Below are 21,118 nucleotides of genomic sequence, written 5' to 3' on the forward strand. Positions count from 1 at the left end.
TTGATCGTAGTGGACGAGGCCACGAGTCCTTGGATTTTACGCCAGTTCAGGACTCGTGGCCTCGTCCACTACCCTAAAAACAAGTCCTGACAGACCACTAGTGGATTGTCAATCGCATCAGCCCTCCCCCCGTGCAAGCGACAGACTGGAAGCCGATCCCACTTTGCTGGACCAAGGTCCAACCCAAACCTAGCACGCGGATCGAATTCCTCCGCCTGATTGCTCCCGCCATCCCGTCGCTGAGTCCACGATGCCCAACGAACCAGCCGCACATCCCGACCAATCCAACCTCACGGATCGCAGATCGGAAGAAGCGGATCGCCCCCGCGACCAGAAAGCTCGCCAACCAAAGGCGTCGATCCGCCGTCGGATCCTGCGAACATCGGGCTTGCTGGCGGTCATCTACGTCATCGTTTGCGTGGGATTGGTGGTCATGGAAACGCGTTTGCTATTCCCAGGTGCCTACTTCGACACCAGCATTCTGATGGACCCGAATCGCTTCAAACCCGACCATCCCACACCGGGCGTCGTGGAAACGATGAGCTACCCGGCGGTCGATGGAGCGGATCTGGAAGGCCGCTTGCTGATTCGCGAAGATGCGGACGACGTGGTTCTCTTTTTGCACGGCAACGGCATCCACGCAGACGAAATGGATGACTGGACTCGACGGTTGTCAGACAGTTGGAACGCGACGGTCCTGACCGCCGAGTACCGAGGCTTCCAGAGCGACGGGTTCACGCCCAGTGACACCAGCACGATCGAAGACGCGGTGTGTGCGATCGATGCCCTGTCCCACACCACCGGAACCCCCGTGTCAGAAATCATGATCTACGGTCGATCGCTGGGGGGAGGTGTCGCCTGTGGATTGGTCGCTGCTCTGCATGAACGCGGCGATTCGATCGAGGCGTTGCTGCTGGACCGAACCTTCGATAGCGCTGCCAGTGTCGGCGCGGATCGATTCTTCTTCCTGCCGGTGCGCTGGCTGATGAAGAACCAATACGACAGTGTTCAGGCCCTGCAAAACTATGAAGGTGCTCTGGTCCAAATCCACGGCGTGCCGGACCGCATCGTGCCCCGAAAGAACGGGCGGGCCCTCTACGATTCACTGACGCTCGAACACAGCGACTGGATCGAACTGCCTGACATGTTCCACAACGATCGTCTGCCCACCAAGACACTGGACCAAGCCGGCCAAAAACTGAAAGCCCTTCGCGAACAAGCCTTCCCTGCAACGAACTCACCTGTCAGTGAACCGGACGCAGCCTCCAACGCAGATTCATCCTCCGCTGAATAGCTGAACCGCAGAGGCCGCTTCCACTCGGCTCATCTCATCCGCCGCCCGGGTCCCCGGATCCACACAACAGGTTCGCAAGACTGCTGGTGGAATGCTACCCAATCCTCGGTGGCGAAATCGCTCGTAGTCGAACACGCCGGCTTCCGCCAACTTGGCCTCCATTCGTTGAGCATGATCCGGGTTGGATGCCACCAAGGTTCGATCCTGACCACGCGTTTCTCCCGACGCGACTCCCCGAATCCGAAACAAGAACATCGGTGGACGAACCACACACACTCGATGCTCCTCGAACAACTTGGGCGCGTACCGAAGCAAGAACCCCAGCACCAAGACGCCGCAATGGATGCCGTCAGCGTCGGGATCCATCAGCACAACCAATCTCGCATAGCGACATGTTTCAGCGGTTCGCAACGCGGCGATCCAGTCTTCGCCGGGATTGATCCGTCGATCCAATAACGTCGATGCAAATCGAGTCAGCACCTCGTTTCGAAGTGCCACGGATGCCGTGGCTTTGGCAACGTTCATCGGCTTGCCTTGCAGAGCCAAGATCGATTGCCGGGTTGCATCCCGAACTTGATTGACCGACTTCGCCGCGCTGTCGCCTTCGACGATCAGCAACTCGGCTTGGTCCGGTGTGACGCCCGTTCGCGCGGGATCGTCCATCGGATAGTGCACCGGGGCTTTGCCGTACGGGGCAAAGTACGGCCCGCTCACGGCACCGCGACGGTCAATGCACGAATATCCGCGATCAACTCACGCATCGATTGGTAGCGATCAGCGGGACGTTTCGCGATGGCCTTCATGACCACCGCGTCGACTTCTTTGGGAATCCCATACTGGGGCGACTTTTCGCTGGGCGGTGGGACATCCGCGTGCTTGATGTTGTCAAACGTTTCGTCAATCGTTCGCCCCCGGAACGGCTCCCGAATCGCCAGCGATTCGTACAGCACCACACCAGCACTGAAGATATCCGTTCGTTCATCGATCCCACGGTTCCCGTTGACTTGTTCGGGCGACATGTACAGCGGCGTGCCTGGACGTTGCCCGCCACCGGTCAAGGTCTGAAGTTGTGTTTCAGTTTTGGTCTCATGATCGGGCTGCATCTGTTGACGATGCAACGTCTGCGCATCATCGGCGTGCCCCCAAACCTTGGCCACACCCCAATCGAGCAAGATGACTTCGCCAAAGTTGCCAACCCAAATGTTTTCGGGTTTGACGTCGCGGTGAATCACCCCACGAGCGTGTGCGTAAGCCAGCGCCTGACAAGCATCGGCGACAATTTCCAAACGGCGTTGCAGCGGGAACGCGGCGACGGCGAGTTCATCCTTGCGAGCGATCCGCTTCAACGATTCAAACAGGTTCTCACCGGAGATCCGCTTCATCGTGAAGTACACGCCTTCAATATCATCGTCCCCAATCTCGTAGACCGGCACCGTGTTGGGGTGCTGCAACTGAGCCGTGACGCGAGCCTCCCGCAGCAAACGCCGACGTTCGTAGCGATCCGTTCGAATCTCTGGCAACAGCTTCTTGATCGCCACCGTTCGGCCAATGACCGAATCGACCCCGGCCTGCAAAACCGCCGTGGCACCACGTGCCATCTCGCGCAGTCCCGTGTATCGCTTCAGCCCCTGGGGCGGAGGCGATGGGATGTCGTTGTCGGTACCAGCCAGAATGATGGTCGATTCATTGCTCATCTTCGAATTGTATCCTGCACCTGCCATTGCCGACCACTGGCCATCCTGTCGTCAAAAGCAACGCACCGTCCCTTCCTCTTTTGCCTTTTCCTCTTCCTGTCTTCGAACTTGCCACGCCCACATGATGCTGCGTTCCGAGGGTCGACGCACGCACGAGCGAATGGCTCAAGATGCAACGCCGTTCCACGCGACCTTCCCCCAACCAGATCGAGTATCCTCAACGTCCGCTTGGCATCAACGATCCCCCCTGTCTTCTCTTCACCAAATTTTCATTTCTCCCTGCTGAACAAACCGATGACTCAATCGATCCCACCGGAAGGCCCCCATTCCCCCAGCGGAACATCCCCATCTGCGGACGACGACGCAACACTGGTCACCGTGGCCGAACGTCCGACTGAGCCTGCGGCAGCGGTTCTGGTCAACATCCTTGCTGATGTCGGTATCCGTGCCGTCGCCGTTGGAGGTTTCACCGCCGGATTCGCGGCGGAAGCCCCGGGATGGGTCCAAGTCAAAACGTTCGAGCGGGACGCCGCCAAAGCTCGTGAAATCATCGCCCAAATCAAATCGGAGCCACTCGAATCCGATTCATTCGACTCCGAGTGAACTTGCCCACTCCCATCGACAGTCCCATGCTCCACCCATTCCCACCGCTTCGTACGACCGCCTTTGGGTTGAGTCTGATCTGCCTGCCACTGATCTTCTCAGTTGCCGCTTCAGCCCAGGACGGAAATTCGCCATCTGAGTCGCGTTCCAACCTGCCACTGCATTCGATCATCGATGGTGTCCAGCCGATGACCGGCATCGTGCTGTGGCATGATCACGACCAGGTTGCCACCGACGCGATCTCACTGGAGTTTCGCTACTGCGGCTACGACGAAGTCGCGACCGGCCCCGGCCAATGGGACTTTTCAAAGGTCGAACAAATTCTCGACGACATCGCCTCGCGGTCGCATCAAGCCATCCTGCGATTTCGATTTGTCTACCCAGGCAAAACCACCACGGTTCCAGCATTCATTCGCGACGCGGCTGACTACCAGGAAACCATCGCCAAGAGCGAAGGCAAACCGACTCATTTCTGCGATTGGTCTAACCCCGCTTTGCAGCAATTCACGCTGGACTTCTACACCGAATTCGCAAAACGATATGACTCCGACCCGCGGATCGCGTTTGTTCAAACCGGATTTGGACTCTGGTCGGAATACCACATCTACGATGGTCCGATGGAACTCGGCAAAACGTTCCCCGCCGCCGAGTACCAATCCAAGTTCCTGCGGCATCTCGACGGGCAGTTTGATTCCCTGCCATGGATGATCAGCATCGATGCGGCGGATGATGAGTTCACGCCCATCGCAGGGAACGACTCACTGCTGGCTCTCCATTTCGGATTGTTTGACGACTCGTTTCTTTCGAAATCACATTCCAAGTGGAACGCCAAGAACTGGGCCGCGATGGGCACAGATCGCTGGCAACGGAACGCCGGCGGCGGTGAATTCAGCTACTACAACCGCCGCGATCAAAAACTCGCCTTGGCCAAATCCGGCCCCAACGGGGTCTCCGTTGAAACATCCAGCCGCGACTTCCATGTCTCCTTCATGATCGGGAATGACCAGCCCAAGTACCAACCGATGGCTCGAATTCGCGAGGCTGGAATGGCGATGGGTTACCGCTTCCGCGTCACCCAGGCAATCCTCTCCAAGTCCAATTTGGGCACGACGCTCGAGCTGGAAGCCACCAATGAGGGCGTCGCACCACTCTATCGGGATGCCTTTTTTGCGGTGGGAGGCAATCGGTCCCAGCAGTCCCTTGGCGGGCTTTTGCCCGGCGAAACAAGGGCTTTCACGATCGAAAACCTCCCCGGTACCGTCACCGGAAAGGACCTCCAAATCGAATGCGATGCAATCTTGCCCGATCAGGCCATCCAATTTTTTGCGGATCTGAAATAGACTGTGGCGGCTACGAGGTTTCTGCGAGCGTTCGAAAGGACATTTGGCAGGCCTCATCCCGATGCCGCTTTCCTCTGAAATCCATTCATGCCGCTGACTAGCGTTTCGACCACCGTTGATGAAACCAACGAAGGACGTGTCGATATCATCGTCCGAGAACTCTCTGGAACCTCCCGCAGCCAAGCTCGCGGGATGATCGACCAGGGCTGCGTCATGATCAATGGATCTCCGTGCAAAAGTGTCGGGACCACGGTCAAACCAGGTGACCTGGTGGCGGTCCGATACGACAAACACCAGCGCTATCGTGAAAAGAAACGTCAGTGGGATGACCGCACGTTCGAGATCGTCTTTGAAGACGACCACATCATCGTCGTCAACAAATCCGCCGGCACGCTGACCGTCCCGACCGATCGCGGTGAACCCAACAGCTTGGTCGATCGTGTCTCGATTTACCTGAGCTACTCCAAGGCAAAGAAAGAGGCGTTTGTCGTCCATCGCCTGGACCGGGAAACCTCGGGACTCCTGGTCTTCGCCAAACACGAACCCATCGCAGAACTGCTGATCGAGCAATTCAAGGACCGCCGCCCCACTCGCGTATTCCACGCGATCGTGGCTGGGAATGTGCTCGCCGATGAAGGCACCTTTGAATCGCACTTGGCCACCGGCAGCAATCTGGATCGCTACGAGACCCGCCCGGGCAAAGACACCGACGAAGCCATCACGCACTACAAGGTGGTTCGTCGGCTGGTCGAACGAGAGTCCAGCCATGGCGAAGACACCACGCTGATCGAAGCCCAACTCGAAACCAGCAAACGCAACCAAGTCCGAGTGCAATTCGCCAACGCCGGCCATCCGGTTCTTGGAGAACCACGCTACAAACCCAAGGAAGCCATGCACGCTCGCTGGCATCGCAAACGCATGGCATTGCACGCGAGCACGCTCGGATTCTTTCATCCCGTCAGCGGCGAAGCGGTGAGCTTCGACACGCCGCTGCCCAGTGCCATGGAAAAGTTCGTCGCTGGTGCACGTGGACGCAGTGACCGACCGGCTTGAGTGGCAACCAAGTGGAAGAGCATGATTCCAACTCCCCGTCGCTGACTCTTCCCCGGCGTGTCGTATTGCCCCGCGTGTCGAATTGCCCTGCGTTCGCTAAACTCGTTGAGCACCAGCCAACGCATCCAGTTGGCTTTTTCAAGCAACGCAGGACACGAGCGACCGATGATGAAACCTTGGCGAATCGCTGGGATCAATTTTTCTCACATGCACATGGGCGACCTGCTGCGGCAAGTCACCGAGCACACCGACACGGAACTGGTCGGCGTTTGTGATTCCGATCGCCAGTCGATGCAGCCGACCATTGAAGCGTTGAAAATCCCATCGGACAACGTTTTCACCGACGAACTGGAATGTGTTCGAACCGCAAAGCCAGACCTGGTGATCCTATGCCCACCCACCGGCGAGCATGCGGAATGGGTCGAACGACTCGCGCCGCTGGGTGTTCACCTGCTGGTCGAAAAACCTTTCGCGGCCTCCTTGGCTGATGCCGATCGGATGATCGAGGCTATGCGGCCCACCGGAAAGCAGCTGATCATCAACTGGCCCGCCCGTTGGGACCGAGCTCATTACATGACGTGGTGCCTGATCAACCAAGGCACAATCGGGGACGTCATCGAGGTGCATCACTATGGTGGCAATCGTGGCCCCCTTTATCACGGCGCAGACAAACTCGAACTGGAACCGACCGCGGAAGAAAAGCAACGCAGCTGGTGGTACAAGCTGGACGCCGGTGGCGGATCACTGCGAGACTACCTCGGCTACGGTGTGACGATGGGCACTTGGTTCAATGGCGGCCAAAAACCCATCGACGTGACTTGCGTGACCACCGGTACCAAGGGATTGGAAGTCGACGAGCACAGCATCACCATCGCTCGCTATGCGACTGGCATGTCCAAATTTGAAACCCGCTGGGGAACCTTCACCGACCCGTGGGTTCACCAACCACAACCCCAATGCGGCTACGTCGTTCGCGGGACTCGCGGGACCATCTCCAGCTACGATTATGCAACCACCTTGCGTGTCCAAACCGAGGCCCGCCCGGAAGGTTACGATCATCCGGTCGAAGACCTCCCAACGGGCGAAACCAACGGGATCGAATACACGCTCTCGCGGCTGAACCAAGACCTCCCTGTCGAAGGCCCGCTCTCGCCCACCATCGCCCGAATTGGCCAGCAAATCATCGAGACCGCCATTCAAAGCGCCGCTCAACAGAAAACCCTGCCCCTGATTGATCGCTGAAAATCGGCTCACTGCCAAGGAGACTCGCTGAATCCTAACTCGCAACCACTGCGAAGCGATTGGTTGACAGGCGAGCCCCTATTCTTGCAAGGCATTCGAAATCGCATTGCTCACTGCAGCAGCCAGCTTCTTTGATCCCTCTGCTGTGAAGTGAACATTGCCTGGGGCGACGAACAGCCCCGCCGCGAACGAATCCGAAACCTGGTTGAGATCATTCACCGCAATGCCGTGTTTGATCATGACTCGTTCCGCGGCCTCGTTGTAGATTGTGTCGTCCCCGACCTTGCGGCCAGCCTCGCCTTCCGGAACGGTGGTCGTGTGAGCCCAAATCAGTTTCGCATTCGTCTTCTTCAGTCGCGAAACGATCTCATCCAGATTCTGTTCGTACTGCTCAACCGACGTCGTCAGCGTCCCGTTGACCTTGTCTCGATTCCCTTGAACCTTCGACTGCGGATGTCGATAGCAAAGGTCCCAGAGCCCCCAATTGAAATGAATGACATCCCACTGCTCGGTTCCGATCCATCGATCGAGCTTCTTCAGACCGGTCCCTGAGTCCTGTGCATTCCCAGGGTTGTGCCGAACCACCGCCTTGCCCTCCAGCTCAGCAGCAACCGCGGGCGTGTAGCCGATTGAAATGGAGTCGCCGATGATCAACACCTCCGGCAAATCTTGCGCGTGAACAGTCCCCACAAAAACAGAACACAAAAGAAGAACCAGCACTCTGTATTTCATCGCGTTTCCCATTTCATCGATCGGTCATTCAACACCTTGGGAGTACCGATCCCAAAGCGTTGGACATACAAGCAAGACCATCATACCAAGGTCAACACTCTTCAAAAAAAAGCAGATTGGCCAATCCGAACCAGGCCAGGTCTCAGGAAACACTGAAGGGAGGCAATGACACGAAGCACCTTCCGAAATCCCGGCTCCAGAAAGCGTCTCGCTCACGAAAACTCGACCTTCGGTACCGGTGCCCTCTTTCGCCAAATGATGAACAAGCCCGACAACACAATCAGCCCCGAACCCACCATCATCTGCAGATTCAACCGTTCACCAAACAACAACACTCCGAAGGCGACTCCGAACAGCAAACGCGAATAACGGAAAGGAGTGACTGCCGAGACCTCACCGGTCCGCATCGCTTTCATCAAGCTGCCATACGCGGCCACCCCCACCAACACCGCTCCCAACAAACAGAACGAGACTTTGCCGGTTGGCCAAACAAACCACTCCCCTCGCCACAAAGAAGACATCACCCCAGCAACCAACACCGACAGGAAACCGTACAAACCAAGGATCGACGTGCTGACTCTAGCTGGCGCCGCACGACTGGCGAGATCTCGCCCGGCAAATCCAAGCATCCCCATGACAGCCAACATCGAAAGCATCGAGAAACCGTCCGTGCCAGGACCAACGATGACGATCACCCCGAGCAAGCCGACCAAGACCGCCATCCACCTTCGTATCCCTACCTGTTCGTGAAAGACCATCGCGGCACCTGCGACCACAACCAGCGGCGTTGCTTGAAGAATGACCGTGGTCGCCGACAGCGGGGTCAGCGCAATCGCGAGCACATAGAACAGTCGGCCGGTGACCTCCAACAACATTCGAACAAGCATGATTGGCGCACGTGCGTCCGCCGTGAACAGCGGTTCCCGATTGCGTTTCGCAATGCCAGCGAAGACCAACATTCCTCCCAACCCAAACAGGCACAAAATCTGGCCAACTGGCAGCACTTCGGCAGCGGCTTTCACCAACGCGTCTTCCGCAGAAAACGCCGCCATGGAGGCAACCATCCAGATCGATCCGACAAGATTCGACCGATCTTCACTTCTCAATTTGGTAGTCACGAAACTCCAATGCGCGCGTTGAAAAAAGGCATCAAACTAGCTCATTCGCTCGACACGTCAACGCAGCCAAACATCTGACACGCACGCGAATGCCCCTCGGACAGCCCCTGGCGAGATTCGATGTTGCTCCAATTGGAGTGATGACCATCGTCGTGCACCAGACAGCCGAGATCTTCAACGGCGGGCGGGACGACCGGGTGTCGTCCATGCTGGAAAGACTGGGGATTGAGTTTCCCAATCTCATCATTCAACGCTTTCTCCAGGGAATCGCAGCGAGCCTGTTCGCGTCGAGCGGGACAAGCTCGACTCAGGTGACCTCGTGTGATCTCACGCCTGCCGCAGCGCGTTGACGATTGGGACGGTGGCGGCCTGAATGGCGGGCACCAACCCGGCGAGGATCCCAACCAAGACCGATACCACGGGTCCGGTGACCGCCAACCCCAGCGATGGACGGAACGCGATCGTGGCTCCCTCGGCACCAATTGCAAACCCTCCCAAACCAAGCGCGGCGAGCGCGAGCAGCGTTCCCGCGACCCCGCCCACCAAGCACAAAATGGTGCTCTCGGCCAAAACCAACCGCATGGCTCGCAGCGGTCGAACGCCCACGGTTTGCAGCACCGCGTATTCCTTGATCCGGTCCTGGACGCTCATCACCGTGGTCGTCGCGACCAACGACAACACCAAGGCGACGCAGGCGTAGCCCAGCCAGTGAGCAAAACCAATCAAGTCCACCAAGTCCGACAACGTGCTGGCTTGAAACGCTCCCTTTCGGCGAGTCTTGGTCGCGACCGCGCCGGCCCGAAGCTTCTGATCAATCGCTGCCGCCACACGATCGGGGTCCGCATCGTCGGTGAGCATGACTTCATGCTGCGTCACCAACCCGGCGGCGTCCAACCCACGCGTGTACTGCAGAAATTGCAGGCTGGTGTAGATCAAGTTCTCTTCGGATGGAACGCTCGATTCAAAGACACCCGCCACACGCACGGACAAGTCTCCAATCGTGAATTGGTCTCCGGTTTTCAGCCCTCGACGCTGCGCCACGTTCCGCCCCACGATGGCCGCATCTCGATGGGACTCAAACTGTTGCCAACTCCCGCTGGTCAATTTCAACGGACGTGTTTGCTGGATCTGTTTCGGATCGGCTCCGTTGAAGACCACAATGTCGAGGCTCGCTCGGCAGTTGTTCGTCCACACTTGGATCGGCATCACGTCGCGTACACCCGGGACCTCCGAAATGACACGTTGGTAGTCCTCCGGCAAACGACTGCTGGTCGGACAAAAGCGGTTTTCTTGGAAGACAATCAGATTGCGATCCGCATCCGATCCCGTCGTCAGTCGATGCAGGCCCTCTTGCACGGAGCCGACAAAGCAGAACACAAACATGGCAACCGCCGCGCCGGTGACAGTCAGCAGCGTCCGAGTGCGGTGTCGCCAAAGCGTTTTCAAAACATAACGAAACATAATGTCCATCCGATTTCGGAAGCACCCAATGTGGCATAGGCTTCCAGCCTGTGAATACTCACCCAACAGCCAAAGCCACCTGAGTTCAACTAACTGCCGAGGTTTCGTCCAATCCAACCTCGATAAACTTACCTCGATCCAAAACCAATTGCCGCGATGCGATTTTGGCAGCATCCGTGTCATGAGTGACCATCAACAGCGTGATATCCAGTTCCTTATTCAATCGCTGCAGCAAGACCTGCACCTGCTCGCTGGTGTCGGTATCCAGACTCCCCGTCGGTTCATCCGCCACGACGACTTTGGGGTGAGCCACAATCGCTCGGGCGATCCCGACCCGCTGTTCTTGTCCTCCCGACAACTGCCGAGGGTAGTGATCCGCTCGATCGCTCAGCCCCACCGCTTCTAGCGCCAACTCAACGCGCTGCCGACGCTGGGTCCCCGACATTTTCAACAGCAACGTCGGCAGTTCGACGTTCTCGTAGGCCGTCAGAACGGGAATCAAATTGTGGGTTTGGAAGATGTAGCCCAAATTTGCCGCTCGCCAATCGGCCAACTTACCGCGAGAAAGTTTGGTGACTTCGGTTCCTGCCACACGAATCGTTCCCGCATCGGGACGATCGATTCCGCTGACCAAGTTCAGCAGCGTGCTTTTCCCGGTGCCACTTGGCCCCATCAAAGAGACGAAGTCGCCCGCCTCGATGTCGAGATCAACCTCGTCCAGAGGGGTGATCGTTTCATCACCCTTGCGAAAACTCTTGCAGACGCCACGTAGTTCGACCAATGCCATCAGTTCATCCCCATCGTTGTGTCTTCGCGTTCCACCAAGACGGAATCGCCTGCTTCCAAACCGGATGGAATGTTCGCAATCAATTTATCCGTCACGTTCAGTCCCGACTCAATTTCGACCAAGCCATCACCTCCGGCTCCCCCGACAATCACCGGCGTTTTCCTTGCAATCTGATCTGAAGAGACGCACCAAACGAACGTTCCCGAGTCTCCTGTTTGAACCAACGACTGCGGCACAAACAATCGCTGCCTGTCCTTCGCCGCTTGGGTGTCGAGTTCTGTCGCTGGAGAAAGAAACGTTGCCGTCACGAGCATTTCCGGGCTCACGGTGGGAGGCGGGTCGATCAGTTCGACCTTCACCTCCAAAGTGTTCTTTTGAACGTTCGCGGCGCTGGTGGCTTGCAGCACTCGTCCCTGGATAACCAATGACGACGACGCGGTTTCGATCTCCACTGGCTGGCCTTGCCGAACCATCGGGACGTCTTCCAGACGCACGTCCGCGCGGACTTGCAGGCGTTCGGGATCGTACATCTCTACCACCGTGCTGGCGCTATGCCCCGTCGAGGACGCCATGCCCGAAACACGCGTTCCAGGCGAAGCGATCAATCGTAGAATTCGACCATCCATGGGAGCCTTGACCACGTTGCGTTCCAACGCCAACTCAGTCTGTCGCAGCTGCAACCTCGCCTCATCCCAGAGTGCTTTCGAAGACGCGACCTTGGCCTTGGCCTCTTCCACTTGACGAGTTTCTTCGACCAGCAACTGACGCTGCTTCTCCAACGCCTGCACCTTGTTGCTCAGGGCATCCACTTCGCGTTTTAGGTTCGGCTGGCGACGTTGCAACTCCTGCAGATTCGCGTGCTCCGCTGCGTGGTCGCTTTCCGCACGAGCGAGAATTCGACCGGAAATCGCGCCTTCGGCCGACCGCTTGCCCTGCATGTTGTTCAGAGCGTATTCCACGTTCGCCTCGGCAGCGTCAATCAAGAACGGCAACTTGGCAAGTTCCGTCTGCGCTTTCGCCAACATGCTTTCCGCGTCGGCCAGTTGAACCTCCAAGTGCACCGGGTTTTCGAAACGTACCCGGGCAGCGTTCAATTCCGCTTCCGCACGTTGCAGTTCCCCGTGCCGAATCGCAACTGCATTCTTGGCCTGTTGAACGTTCAACTCCGCGTCAATGGCGATCAAACGAGCAACCGGCTCGCCCCGTTTGACCGGTTGCCCCTCCACCACCAACAACGATTCAATCACTCCTGGGGCCAAGGCCGCGACGCTGATCGCGGTCGGCCGCGGCTCGATCCATCCGGGTGATTGAAACAACGTTTGTCCCGCCTGAACCACCTCGGCACGTTTGGCGATCACCGGCATCACGGTGACCGTTTGCCTTGGCAACCAATGACGCCCCGCCGCGACCGCCAGCAATACTACAAAGCCGACCAGGATTCCAATCGGCATCACAAAACGGCTGATCCAACGTCGACGCCGAGGCGACGATGCGGGATTGTTTTGCGTTGGCGTGCGGTCGATGGCCAATTGGCCGAGATCAAGCGGAGCTTCTGCCATGACTACTTGCTCGACCGAACGAAAACGTCGCTGGCTTCAACGGTCAAATTGCCTTGGTCGTCCCGTTTGGCAATCCCGTGAACCACGACAGTTGCCAGCTCATTGACGCCTAACAAATCGCGAGCGGTTTTCGAAACCGGTGCTCCCGACTCGTCAACGACCTTCACCGTCGCGATGTTGTCTTTGACCTGGTCCTGCGTGCAACAGTAGTCCCAGGGTGTCGGGCAACCTTCGTCATCGGCACAGTAGGGAACGTTCGGATCGACAATGGTGAATGCCGCCAAACCATCGACGAACGGGTCCGCGGAGCCGCCAATCAATCCCACCAAGGTCAACTCTTCGCCATCGCCAGCCTTCTCACGGGCCTCCCCGACGGGCATCGCATCGGCAGGTTCCGAGCTGGCCAGGTAAGCCGAATCCGCACCGGACCCTTGGCTCGCATCATTCTCGGCAACTTCTGAACCGCCGCAACCAGCGATCAAAGCAACGACGCCCAATAGGGCAAGGTGTTGAAAACGTTTCATTGTGTTTCTCTTTGAAAAAGGGTTTTGAGTCAAACTGCTTTCAGTCCCGTTGCGACTTCTTCTCGCAACGCTTTGAGTGCCGGTGGCAACGAACCAAGGACACCCAACAAAATTCCAACGCCGCACCCGATCAAGATCGCGACACTGTCGATCCTCAATGTGAAAGCTCCCATTGTGAATCGAACCGCCATGCCATTGAGCAGCAGCAACGCCACCACCCCTGACAACAACGATCCAGCGGCCGCCAACAGGACGCCCTCCTGGACCACACTCAGCAAGATCGCACGCCGTCGATAACCGATGGCTTGCAACGTTGCGATTTCTCGGATCCGTCCGGCAACCGATCCATACATCATGTTCAATCCAGCGAACACGCCCGCACCGGACACCAGCACCACCACAAACCACGCCAACACTCGGACGGGTTTGTAGTGCTGCTGAAGCGACGCGTAGTAATCCGTTTCGCGAATCGCTCGCAGCTCCAAATCCAAACGCTCTTTGCAGAACAACTGAACCTCCGCCGCCGAGCGACCAGGCAACAATCGAATTGCGACCAAGCTCAAATCCTGCCGTTTGGTCGCAGTTTGAAAGTCATTCAAGGAACACCAGATTTCCGATTCATAGGCCGACCCGCCAGAAGCGAACCGGCCGCTGATCGTCCACTTGCGGCCCTCAAATTCCAGCTGTTTGCCAAGTGTCAGCTCACTCGGTTCGCGACCAAGCTTGGTGGCCACCAAACGGCCAACCATCACTTCCCCATCGGACGGCCAAGATCCCTCGACCAGCTGCACCGAACGACGCACCAAGGGCGTCGATGTGGTCACACCGCGAACCAACCCCAGGCCTCCCGGACCAGAGTCCGTCGCGACTCGCGTTCCTAAGTACAGCTCCGGTGACACATGACGGACGCCAAAACGCTTCATCGTGCCATCGAGGCTGGCGGCCAACAGCGATGGAGTCCGCGCGGCAATCGATGAGTTCTCGATGTTCTCTTCTGAGTTCACCGAGTACACCAACACCACATCGTCATCCCCACTGATTGCCAGCGACCGTTCCAATCCGCGAATGAATCCCACGACCACAAACACCAGCATCACCACCGTGGCCAGGGCCACCAATGTCAACGCAGTGCGCACCGGCCGTCGGGCCAAATTGCGGACGCCGTATTCCCAAGGCAACAGCACTAGCGAATGTCCCAGGACAAGAATTGGATTGCGAAACCGATTGCGAATCTCATCTTCAACGCTTGGGCTTGGAGGTGAACGTGCCGTCGGGCGTGATCATCTTCTTTGGCGTCTTGCCGATGCTTTCCATGAGTTCCCAAATTCCCTTGGGACTTAACTTCACACCGTCTTTGGCAACCAAAGCGACGGACTTCTTCTCGATGCTGCAGACGACTTTCGTGACCGCATCCACCGAATCAAATCGGGCCGTGATCTTCTTGACGCACCCGCCACACATCTCACCCACCGTCATCACAATCTGATGAGATGGATCCCGCTTGGAATCCAGCGTTTCAGCGGACGCAGCCGCAGGACTGAACCAACCGGACAGGAGGCAAGCCAAAGCGACCAATCCCAGTCCATTGCCATTCGAACCAAACATCATTCTCAACTCTTCCATGTCAAAAGGGGAAATCAGACAAAGTGTGGCGCAGGCAGCTCTGCTTCCTTGCGCAAGCGAGGGAAACCGGTACGTTGGCCACACCAACTCAAACACGACGGATCGAACGTGACGAATCCATCACGCGACGCGATCACCAATTTGTGATTCAGGGCGATCTTCGTAGATGGAAGCGCAGCGACGCCTTGTCAGCGTTCCAGCACTTCCCGGAGGATGGCGAAGATCAAATCAGCCAAGATTGGTGCGCAAGACGCACCTGCCGACCAGATGGACTCGCACAAGACGGCAAGTCACGAAAAGAAAACCACGTCGCACCAGAACAAGATGGCGACATCGATCGCCGATCAACCACATTGGTCCAAACGACGAGCGAACTGGAATCGGGAAGATCCAAGTCGCTCTCCAGAACCGCACCTTCGCAAATGCAGTTTTGGCAAGTGCAATCGCCTCCGCACGGGGAGGATTGGCCGCGTGTCGAATCAAGATCCGACGCGGTCGCCGGTGCTGCTGACTCCCCGTGATGGCAACAACGGCACGTTTCTGCAGCAACACTTTCATCGCATGTTGCTTCCGTTTGGCACGAAAAACAACGCAAAGGGCACGTCAATAAATTGACGACCAACAGGGCGATGAAGAGCGGGGTTCTCATGCTTCCGAGTCTACCAACGCTCAATTGTGAGAGCAACCTGAATCTCGCCGAAGCCAAGCGTTGGAAGGAAACGGTCGGCCCAATGGAGCGGGGACGGACGATCGATTTGATCAGTGCGTGAGTCGAATTGGCTTTTGCCCCGGTTTGGCAATTGGTCCGAAGTGAACGTCAAGCAGCTGCGACGCCGAAAGAGCGTTTCGTGCTCGCCAGTGACCGAGCTAGGCCAATGCCGCGTCCGACGTCCGCTTCGTCGACCAGCACAGACTCCCCGCTAACAAGAGTGCTTGAGCCGTCGACCAAAGCACCAAGACGGACCACCAATGAATCACAATTTGATCTTCCCCCACCAGTGATCCGTTCCGAAGCCATCCATCGGGTGCCAGCAACCATCCACCGGCAACCACCACGACGCCTGGAATCGCGGTTGCCACCAAGATCACAAACGACTTGCCGATACCCTTCGCTGAAGCGGCAAGCAAGAGGCTGGCGACGTCGACCAGAGCGTAGACAGCCGCAAACCGCATCAAGCGAATCGCCAGCGGTTGAATTTCGTCTCGCTCTTGCGCGCCGATTCCCCCCAACGGTATCTGCAGCAGAGGTTCCGGGAACGCGGCGAGTGCAATCGCCAATGTCAGCGCCACGACCAATCCCAACCTCATCCCTCGACGGATGGTGTCCGATGCCAAACCAATCCCTTTGGATGCCAGCGCTTGCCCGGTCACAACGGTGACCGCGGTGCCCAAACCAATCGCGGGAATCGATAGCAACTGATACATCGTGAGCGCTGCGGAGGTCGCTGCCAAACCGGTGACCGAAGCCGCACCAATGACCAGCAACACGAAGCTGAACAATCCAGACCGAATCAGTTGTTGCAATCCAATCGCGGATCCCGGCACGATGATTTCAGTCATGACATGACGACTCGGTCGCCATGCGGAAGGAAAATGACGCCCGAATGAATTCAAACGCATCAACATCACCACAAACACGGCCACTTTGAACCACATCGCAATGGTCGTTGCGAGTGCAGCACCAAAGACGCCCATCGCGGGCAATCCCAACCCACCGAAGATGAACCAGTAATCCAATCCGACATTCATCACGGACGAGGCGATGTTGGTTTGCAAGATCGGCCGAGTCACCCGCCTTCCCACGAAGAACGCGGTCAGGCCAGCTTCCAGCATCGACGCGGGAGCGACCAACAGCAACGTTTGAAAGTAGCGTGCCTCCTGATCCGCCAGTTCAACGTCGTGTCCAAAGGCTTCGAACAAATCGGGGCTCATCCAACCGATCAACGCGAAGGCTGGAACGCAAGCCAGAGTGAACCACAAACACTGCCAAAGCAGCGACCAAACCCGCAGCGCTACCGCTCCCCGACCACGCTTCTTTCCCATCGCCATCGCAGCAAGCGGGGTGATGAACCCCATTGCAGTGACGGGAATGCATGCGATCGCCCAGTACAAATTGCCCGCCGCCATCGACGCCGCTGACGAAGTTGGACCATACCACATCAAAAGCGTGCGATCGGTGAAGAGCGTGATCGAGAAACAACCAACGGTGGCCGCCAGCGGAATGGCAACCGCCACCATCGCTCGATAGCCGTAAGCGTCATGTTCAATTCGACGGGACGATTCAGACATGACTTCCTACGAGAGAATGGACAACGGCCAACCATCGCGGATGGCAATTCAAAAAAATCAAAAGTGCGAGGATCGCGACATGACGCCGCTGACTAAAACACGATCACCCTCTGGCTCAAAAAATGCAGTGGCGGTTCGGAATTGATTCGCGACTACGTAAGCGAAATATGTGCCACCGCATCACGTCCATCAACGTGACCTCGAAACTAGGAAAACACAATGTCCACCACCAGCCTTTCACGAAGGCAATCCGACACAACCGAGCACCCTGCGAGCGGCATTGTTCGCTCCCGCTCCGGCATTGGAACGCTGTCTCGTTTGCTCTCGTCGTTGGTTGCATTGATCAACCAATCTGATCGAAAACTAACCGATTCAGGAGTCATCAATCCGATCGTGGAACGGGTGTCCGTGGTCGCAACGCAACGTCGCTGAGCAACTCCCCACGACCTTTGGCACGGTCGTTGCTCAAGCCGAGGCCGACGGAATCGAAAACGACATCACGGATGATCGGAGCATCAATCACCCGTTCACAACTCCATCGGCTGGGGAGCCATTCGCGATGAAAATCGGCATTGTAGGTCATCTCAAATTTCCCATCGCGAAACCATACGCAGGAGGCTTGGAAGCATTCACTCACGCGTACACAAACGCCCTGGTGAATCGAGGTCACGAGGTCACATTGTTTGCTTCGGGAGACTCGGATCCGCGGTTGCCTCTCACGAGCATCATCCCAAACGCCACCATCCCCGAATCCAATGCACGTCTCGGTCGTCTGTGCCACGACTGGATTGAAAGCGTGGAAGACGAAGCTTACGCGGATTTGATGTTGCAACTCAGCACAAGTCAATTTGACGTGATTCACAATCACTCGCTGAGCCCCATTCCTTTGCAGTTCTCACATCTGCTGCCGACACGTTTGATGACGACGCTGCATGCACCGGTCCTGCCTCGGATGGCAGCGGAAGTGCAACGACGAAACGCGGAAGCTTGCGGCCAATTCATCAACATCTCCAATGCAAACGCGGATGCCTGGCGTTCATTGCTGCCCGACCAAACGGTGATCCACAATGGAGTCGACACTTCGTTCTGGGTGCGTTGCAAAGCAGAAAAACAGCGACGTGCCATTTGGTTTGGTCGCATCCTGCCGGACAAGGGAACCCACTTGGCATTGCGTGCCGCACATCGCGCCGGCATCCCGCTTGACGTTGTTGGCCCCATTTCGGATCAAAGCTACTTTGACTCGGAAGTCCTCCCACTGCTTCGTCCGGAAGATGCTTACCATGGTCACCGTACCCACGAAGAACTCTGCACGTTGATCAGTCGTTCAGCCGTGACCTTGGTCACACCATGTTGGGACGAACCCTTTGGATTGGTCGTTGCAGAATCGCTGGCATGTGGGACTCCCGTGGCTGCCTTCAATCGCGGTGCTTTGCCGGAGCTGATTGGCAAATCCACCGGCCGATTGGCCAAGCCGGGAAGTGTCCGTGATTTGGCTCAGGCGTTGCTTGGATGCATGAAGCTGCCTGGTGAAATCTGCCGCCGGGTCGCACAAGAGCACTACAGCTTCGACCGAATGGTGGAACAATACGAGTCGCTGTACCGAAAACACTCCAACTGGAGCTTCCCGAATGAGGTTGCGGCGTGATCGTTCGACAACCCCATGTGGGCTTCTATGTCCATTATCACGGGATGGGCCATAAGCACCGAACCGAGGCCATTCTTCGTCAGTTGCCGGTGCCAGCATCGGTTGTCACCAGCCGAATTCATGGCCTCGATTGGAGCGGTCCCACGCTTGAGAACGTTATCGGAATCGAATGCGACAACGACGACGTTCCAGTACGTGGAATGCAGCACGCACGAGACGTTTCCGCGCTGCACCACACACCGCTGTGGACAGATTCCATCACGAAGCGAGTCGCTCAGTACACACGTTGGCTGGATGAAACTCGACCAGACGTGATGGTGATCGACGTTTCAGCGGAGATATCGATGCTCACGCGGTTGGCGTCGATTCCTCAGATTGTGATGCGTCAGCATGGACGTCGCGACGACGCTGCTCACTTGGCCGCTTACGAAGCCGCTCACTCCTTGTTGGCTCCCTTCCCGCAATCGATGGAGGATGACATCACACCCGATTTTGTCCAAGACAAAACGGTCTACTTGGATGGTTTTTGCCGCGAAGAAGCAAGCGGATCGTCGAGTCAAGCTCAACGGCACTCACGAAAAAGCGATCGGCCGTTGATCGTGGTCATGTTTGGTCGAGGTGGCACGGGCGACGTTCACCAGCACTTGCGAGACGCGGCGACTTCGGTCCCGCACGCGGACTGGTGCGTCTTAGGAAAAGAAGATGATACGAACGCCGAACGAACACCGGCAAATCTGCTCTTCGCCGGATGGCAAGATCATCCCGGCAGTTGGATCGCTGATGCCAGTGTCGTCGTTACATCTGCTGGCCATAACAGCGTGATGGAGCTCGGTCATGCCCGGTGCCGGTTCATCGCGATCGCGGAAGACCGCCCCTTCGAAGAACAAATTCGCAAGGCCAAGATCCTGAGCCGGGAACAATTGGCAATCGGATTGACCGATTGGCCCCAATTAGGCCAGTGGCCGACATTGATTGAGGAAGCGATGTCCTTGGATCCATCACCATGGCGAGATATTTTTGAACAGGACGGAGCCGAGCAGGCGGCGGAGCACATCACTCGAGTCGCTCAATGGTCCCAGGAAGCCAGATTGTCTCGGGAGTTGTTAACGCTATGAAGATCAGTGTCCTCACCATCGTTCGCGGACGTCAGGCACATCTCGAAAATCAACTGAAGGGGTTGTTGCAATCTGAAATTCTGCCACACGAATGGGTTGTCGTTGGCATGAATCAGGATGTCACACTTCCGGATTGTCAACGCTTCCCGATTCGCATATCCAGTGTCAATCATCCAACCGAACCGCTTCCCTTAGCGCAGGCTCGCAACCACGCCGCTTCGCTCTGCAAAACCGACGGTTTGGTGTTCCTGGACGTTGATTGCATCCCATCGCCCGACATGATCGGAAACATGTTGAATGCACTTCAAACCGAGGACCGACTGTGGATGGGATGCCCCCGCTACCTCCCCGCGGAAGCCGCCGAAGACGACTGGCAAATGGATCATCTCCAACGACTTTCAGTCGGTCATCCGTTGCAGCCTCAACTTGGCGAGGAAAAACGTCAAGGTTCCGAACGATACGAAATGTTCTGGTCGCTCTGCTTTGCAACCAGCCTCTCTTCCTTCGATCAAATCGGCGGGTTTGACGATTCATTTGATGGCTATGGTGGCGAGGACACCGACTTCGCGTTTTCTGCTCGCAAAGCTGGGGTGCCATTCGGGTTCGTAAACGCTGTTGCCTATCACCAACATCACTCGGTTTGCAAACCACCCCTGAACCATCTCAAACCAATCGTCAAAAACGCTGAACGATTTCACCGCAAGTGGGGCGTCTGGCCCATGGAATCCTGGCTCAACGCCTTTGCGGAGCGAGAACTCATCGAGTTTGACAAAGACGCCGACTCAATCACGATCCATCGCATGCCAACGGAATCCGAAATTCAAAAAGCCACGTCTCTGACACCAGCGGGATTTTGATTGGGTACGCAAGATTAAACAAGCAAAACCAAGTGAACCGGGCATTCACCTCGTCAGCATCGCTCCACCCCCAGAATCGTCATTCGAGAAAGCGTTCGCTGTAGTGCGTGCGACCAAGTGCGGTGTCAGACAATGGCAACGGCTCTTTGGAAGAACGAAGTCGAGTTCTGGCACGGTAGTTG

General features: G+C 57.0%; 22 protein-coding genes. 11 read left to right on the forward strand and 11 right to left on the reverse strand.

Translation table 11 applies throughout. The features are described 5' to 3' along the window. The first annotated feature begins 250 nt into the window (after positions 1 to 250). Entirely contained in the window at positions 251 to 1,294 is a 1,044-nt protein-coding gene (locus RISK_RS24825) for an alpha/beta hydrolase (RefSeq protein WP_047817011.1), read from the forward strand. On the opposite strand, the gene RISK_RS24830 is transcribed toward RISK_RS24825, so the two are convergent. Together RISK_RS24830 and RISK_RS24835 are read right to left on the reverse strand one after the other, a co-directional pair. Next, positions 1,277 to 2,008 (reverse strand): toprim domain-containing protein, encoded by a 732-nt coding sequence (locus RISK_RS24830; protein ID WP_047817012.1) that lies wholly within the window; start codon positions 2,006 to 2,008, stop codon positions 1,277 to 1,279. The genes RISK_RS24825 and RISK_RS24830 overlap by 18 nt on opposite strands. Next, the gene (locus tag RISK_RS24835) at positions 2,005 to 2,988 is read right to left on the reverse strand and encodes a serine/threonine-protein kinase (RefSeq protein WP_047817057.1); all 984 of its coding nucleotides are present in this window, start codon (positions 2,986 to 2,988) and stop codon (positions 2,005 to 2,007) included. The genes RISK_RS24830 and RISK_RS24835 overlap by 4 nt, the downstream gene beginning before the upstream one ends. Before the next feature lie 294 nt (positions 2,989 to 3,282). Here RISK_RS24835 and RISK_RS24840 point away from each other — a divergent pair, with 294 nt between their 5' ends. From RISK_RS24840 to RISK_RS24855, 4 genes are all read left to right on the forward strand, one after another. Next, the gene (locus tag RISK_RS24840; RefSeq protein ID WP_047817013.1) at positions 3,283 to 3,591 is read left to right on the forward strand and encodes a hypothetical protein; all 309 of its coding nucleotides are present in this window, start codon (positions 3,283 to 3,285) and stop codon (positions 3,589 to 3,591) included. A gap of 26 nt (positions 3,592 to 3,617) precedes the next feature. After that, positions 3,618 to 4,931 carry a DUF4832 domain-containing protein gene (locus RISK_RS24845; protein ID WP_102017670.1) on the forward strand — a complete coding sequence of 438 codons (1,314 nt, stop codon included), beginning with the start codon at positions 3,618 to 3,620 and terminating at the stop codon, positions 4,929 to 4,931. A gap of 87 nt (positions 4,932 to 5,018) precedes the next feature. Next, entirely contained in the window at positions 5,019 to 5,984 is a 966-nt protein-coding gene (locus RISK_RS24850; protein ID WP_047817014.1) for an RluA family pseudouridine synthase, read from the forward strand. Between the two features lie 165 nt (positions 5,985 to 6,149). Then, a complete protein-coding gene (locus RISK_RS24855; protein ID WP_047817059.1) occupies positions 6,150 to 7,226 on the forward strand; it encodes a Gfo/Idh/MocA family protein in 1,077 nt (358 codons plus the stop codon). 78 nt (positions 7,227 to 7,304) lie between these two features. On the opposite strand, the gene RISK_RS24860 is transcribed toward RISK_RS24855, so the two are convergent. Continuing rightward, positions 7,305 to 7,958 (reverse strand): SGNH/GDSL hydrolase family protein, encoded by a 654-nt coding sequence (locus tag RISK_RS24860; RefSeq protein WP_047817060.1) that lies wholly within the window; start codon positions 7,956 to 7,958, stop codon positions 7,305 to 7,307. Between the two features lie 212 nt (positions 7,959 to 8,170). Next, positions 8,171 to 9,022: a DMT family transporter gene (locus RISK_RS24865; RefSeq protein ID WP_083435163.1), complete on the reverse strand. Its 852-nt coding sequence runs from the start codon at positions 9,020 to 9,022 to the stop codon at positions 8,171 to 8,173. A gap of 194 nt (positions 9,023 to 9,216) precedes the next feature. On the opposite strand from RISK_RS24865, the gene RISK_RS24870 reads away from it, so the two are divergent. Continuing rightward, positions 9,217 to 9,426, forward strand: coding sequence for a hypothetical protein (locus RISK_RS24870; protein WP_047817016.1), 210 nt, complete (start codon positions 9,217 to 9,219; stop codon positions 9,424 to 9,426). Here RISK_RS24870 and RISK_RS24875 read toward each other — a convergent pair. From RISK_RS24875 to RISK_RS24900, 6 genes are all read right to left on the reverse strand, one after another. Then, positions 9,404 to 10,537, reverse strand: coding sequence for an ABC transporter permease (locus RISK_RS24875; RefSeq protein WP_047817017.1), 1,134 nt, complete (start codon positions 10,535 to 10,537; stop codon positions 9,404 to 9,406). The genes RISK_RS24870 and RISK_RS24875 overlap by 23 nt on opposite strands. A gap of 85 nt (positions 10,538 to 10,622) precedes the next feature. Continuing rightward, a complete protein-coding gene (locus RISK_RS24880; RefSeq protein WP_047817018.1) occupies positions 10,623 to 11,324 on the reverse strand; it encodes an ABC transporter ATP-binding protein in 702 nt (233 codons plus the stop codon). Beyond that, positions 11,324 to 12,883 carry an HlyD family efflux transporter periplasmic adaptor subunit gene (locus RISK_RS24885; RefSeq protein WP_047817019.1) on the reverse strand — a complete coding sequence of 520 codons (1,560 nt, stop codon included), beginning with the start codon at positions 12,881 to 12,883 and terminating at the stop codon, positions 11,324 to 11,326. Before RISK_RS24885 ends, RISK_RS24880 begins: the two co-directional genes overlap by 1 nt. Positions 12,884 to 12,885: 2 nt before the next feature. Then, positions 12,886 to 13,407, reverse strand: a complete 522-nt coding sequence (locus RISK_RS24890) for a hypothetical protein (protein WP_047817020.1) — start codon at positions 13,405 to 13,407, stop codon at positions 12,886 to 12,888. A gap of 29 nt (positions 13,408 to 13,436) precedes the next feature. Beyond that, positions 13,437 to 14,591, reverse strand: a complete 1,155-nt coding sequence (locus tag RISK_RS24895) for an ABC transporter permease (RefSeq protein ID WP_047817021.1) — start codon at positions 14,589 to 14,591, stop codon at positions 13,437 to 13,439. 55 nt (positions 14,592 to 14,646) lie between these two features. Then, positions 14,647 to 15,030 carry a heavy-metal-associated domain-containing protein gene (locus RISK_RS24900; RefSeq protein ID WP_047817022.1) on the reverse strand — a complete coding sequence of 128 codons (384 nt, stop codon included), beginning with the start codon at positions 15,028 to 15,030 and terminating at the stop codon, positions 14,647 to 14,649. Positions 15,031 to 15,104: 74 nt separating this feature from the next. On the opposite strand from RISK_RS24900, the gene RISK_RS32370 reads away from it, so the two are divergent. After that, the gene (locus tag RISK_RS32370) at positions 15,105 to 15,551 is read left to right on the forward strand and encodes a hypothetical protein (protein WP_160311503.1); all 447 of its coding nucleotides are present in this window, start codon (positions 15,105 to 15,107) and stop codon (positions 15,549 to 15,551) included. Between the two features lie 346 nt (positions 15,552 to 15,897). On the opposite strand, the gene RISK_RS24910 is transcribed toward RISK_RS32370, so the two are convergent. Then, positions 15,898 to 17,319 carry an MATE family efflux transporter gene (locus tag RISK_RS24910; RefSeq protein ID WP_047817024.1) on the reverse strand — a complete coding sequence of 474 codons (1,422 nt, stop codon included), beginning with the start codon at positions 17,317 to 17,319 and terminating at the stop codon, positions 15,898 to 15,900. A gap of 219 nt (positions 17,320 to 17,538) precedes the next feature. Here RISK_RS24910 and RISK_RS30360 point away from each other — a divergent pair, with 219 nt between their 5' ends. The 4 genes from RISK_RS30360 (at position 17,539) to RISK_RS24930 (ending at position 20,936) form a co-directional block, all read left to right on the forward strand. Then, positions 17,539 to 17,751, forward strand: coding sequence for a hypothetical protein (locus RISK_RS30360; RefSeq protein ID WP_083435161.1), 213 nt, complete (start codon positions 17,539 to 17,541; stop codon positions 17,749 to 17,751). A 127-nt stretch (positions 17,752 to 17,878) separates the two neighbouring features. After that, complete coding sequence (locus RISK_RS24920; protein ID WP_047817026.1) at positions 17,879 to 18,964, forward strand: glycosyltransferase family 4 protein; 1,086 nt, start codon at positions 17,879 to 17,881, stop codon at positions 18,962 to 18,964. Next, entirely contained in the window at positions 18,961 to 20,079 is a 1,119-nt protein-coding gene (locus RISK_RS24925) for a glycosyl transferase family 28 protein (protein ID WP_047817027.1), read from the forward strand. Before RISK_RS24920 ends, RISK_RS24925 begins: the two co-directional genes overlap by 4 nt. Continuing rightward, positions 20,076 to 20,936 (forward strand): glycosyltransferase family 2 protein, encoded by an 861-nt coding sequence (locus tag RISK_RS24930; RefSeq protein WP_047817028.1) that lies wholly within the window; start codon positions 20,076 to 20,078, stop codon positions 20,934 to 20,936. The genes RISK_RS24925 and RISK_RS24930 overlap by 4 nt, the downstream gene beginning before the upstream one ends. Positions 20,937 to 21,118: the final 182 nt, after the last annotated feature.

The sequence above is a fragment of the Rhodopirellula islandica genome, from assembly GCF_001027925.1.
Classification (GTDB): Bacteria; Planctomycetota; Planctomycetia; order Pirellulales; family Pirellulaceae; genus Rhodopirellula; species Rhodopirellula islandica.

Excerpts from the sequence above, each read along its gene's own strand:
- RISK_RS24825 (WP_047817011.1), top strand. The coding sequence starts at position 251 with ATGCCCAACGAACCAGCCGCACATCCCGACCAATCCAACCTCACGGAT.
- RISK_RS24835 (WP_047817057.1), bottom strand. The coding sequence starts at position 2,988 with ATGAGCAATGAATCGACCATCATTCTGGCTGGTACCGACAACGACATC.
- RISK_RS24840 (WP_047817013.1), top strand. The coding sequence starts at position 3,283 with ATGACTCAATCGATCCCACCGGAAGGCCCCCATTCCCCCAGCGGAACA.
- RISK_RS24845 (WP_102017670.1), top strand. The coding sequence starts at position 3,618 with ATGCTCCACCCATTCCCACCGCTTCGTACGACCGCCTTTGGGTTGAGT.
- RISK_RS24850 (WP_047817014.1), top strand. The coding sequence starts at position 5,019 with ATGCCGCTGACTAGCGTTTCGACCACCGTTGATGAAACCAACGAAGGA.
- RISK_RS24855 (WP_047817059.1), top strand. The coding sequence starts at position 6,150 with ATGATGAAACCTTGGCGAATCGCTGGGATCAATTTTTCTCACATGCAC.
- RISK_RS24860 (WP_047817060.1), bottom strand. The coding sequence starts at position 7,958 with ATGAAATACAGAGTGCTGGTTCTTCTTTTGTGTTCTGTTTTTGTGGGG.
- RISK_RS24865 (WP_083435163.1), bottom strand. The coding sequence starts at position 9,022 with ATGGTTGCCTCCATGGCGGCGTTTTCTGCGGAAGACGCGTTGGTGAAA.
- RISK_RS24870 (WP_047817016.1), top strand. The coding sequence starts at position 9,217 with ATGACCATCGTCGTGCACCAGACAGCCGAGATCTTCAACGGCGGGCGG.
- RISK_RS24875 (WP_047817017.1), bottom strand. The coding sequence starts at position 10,537 with ATGTTTCGTTATGTTTTGAAAACGCTTTGGCGACACCGCACTCGGACG.
- RISK_RS24880 (WP_047817018.1), bottom strand. The coding sequence starts at position 11,324 with ATGGCATTGGTCGAACTACGTGGCGTCTGCAAGAGTTTTCGCAAGGGT.
- RISK_RS24885 (WP_047817019.1), bottom strand. The coding sequence starts at position 12,883 with ATGGCAGAAGCTCCGCTTGATCTCGGCCAATTGGCCATCGACCGCACG.
- RISK_RS24890 (WP_047817020.1), bottom strand. The coding sequence starts at position 13,407 with ATGAAACGTTTTCAACACCTTGCCCTATTGGGCGTCGTTGCTTTGATC.
- RISK_RS24900 (WP_047817022.1), bottom strand. The coding sequence starts at position 15,030 with ATGGAAGAGTTGAGAATGATGTTTGGTTCGAATGGCAATGGACTGGGA.
- RISK_RS24910 (WP_047817024.1), bottom strand. The coding sequence starts at position 17,319 with ATGTCTGAATCGTCCCGTCGAATTGAACATGACGCTTACGGCTATCGA.
- RISK_RS30360 (WP_083435161.1), top strand. The coding sequence starts at position 17,539 with ATGTCCACCACCAGCCTTTCACGAAGGCAATCCGACACAACCGAGCAC.
- RISK_RS24920 (WP_047817026.1), top strand. The coding sequence starts at position 17,879 with ATGAAAATCGGCATTGTAGGTCATCTCAAATTTCCCATCGCGAAACCA.
- RISK_RS24930 (WP_047817028.1), top strand. The coding sequence starts at position 20,076 with ATGAAGATCAGTGTCCTCACCATCGTTCGCGGACGTCAGGCACATCTC.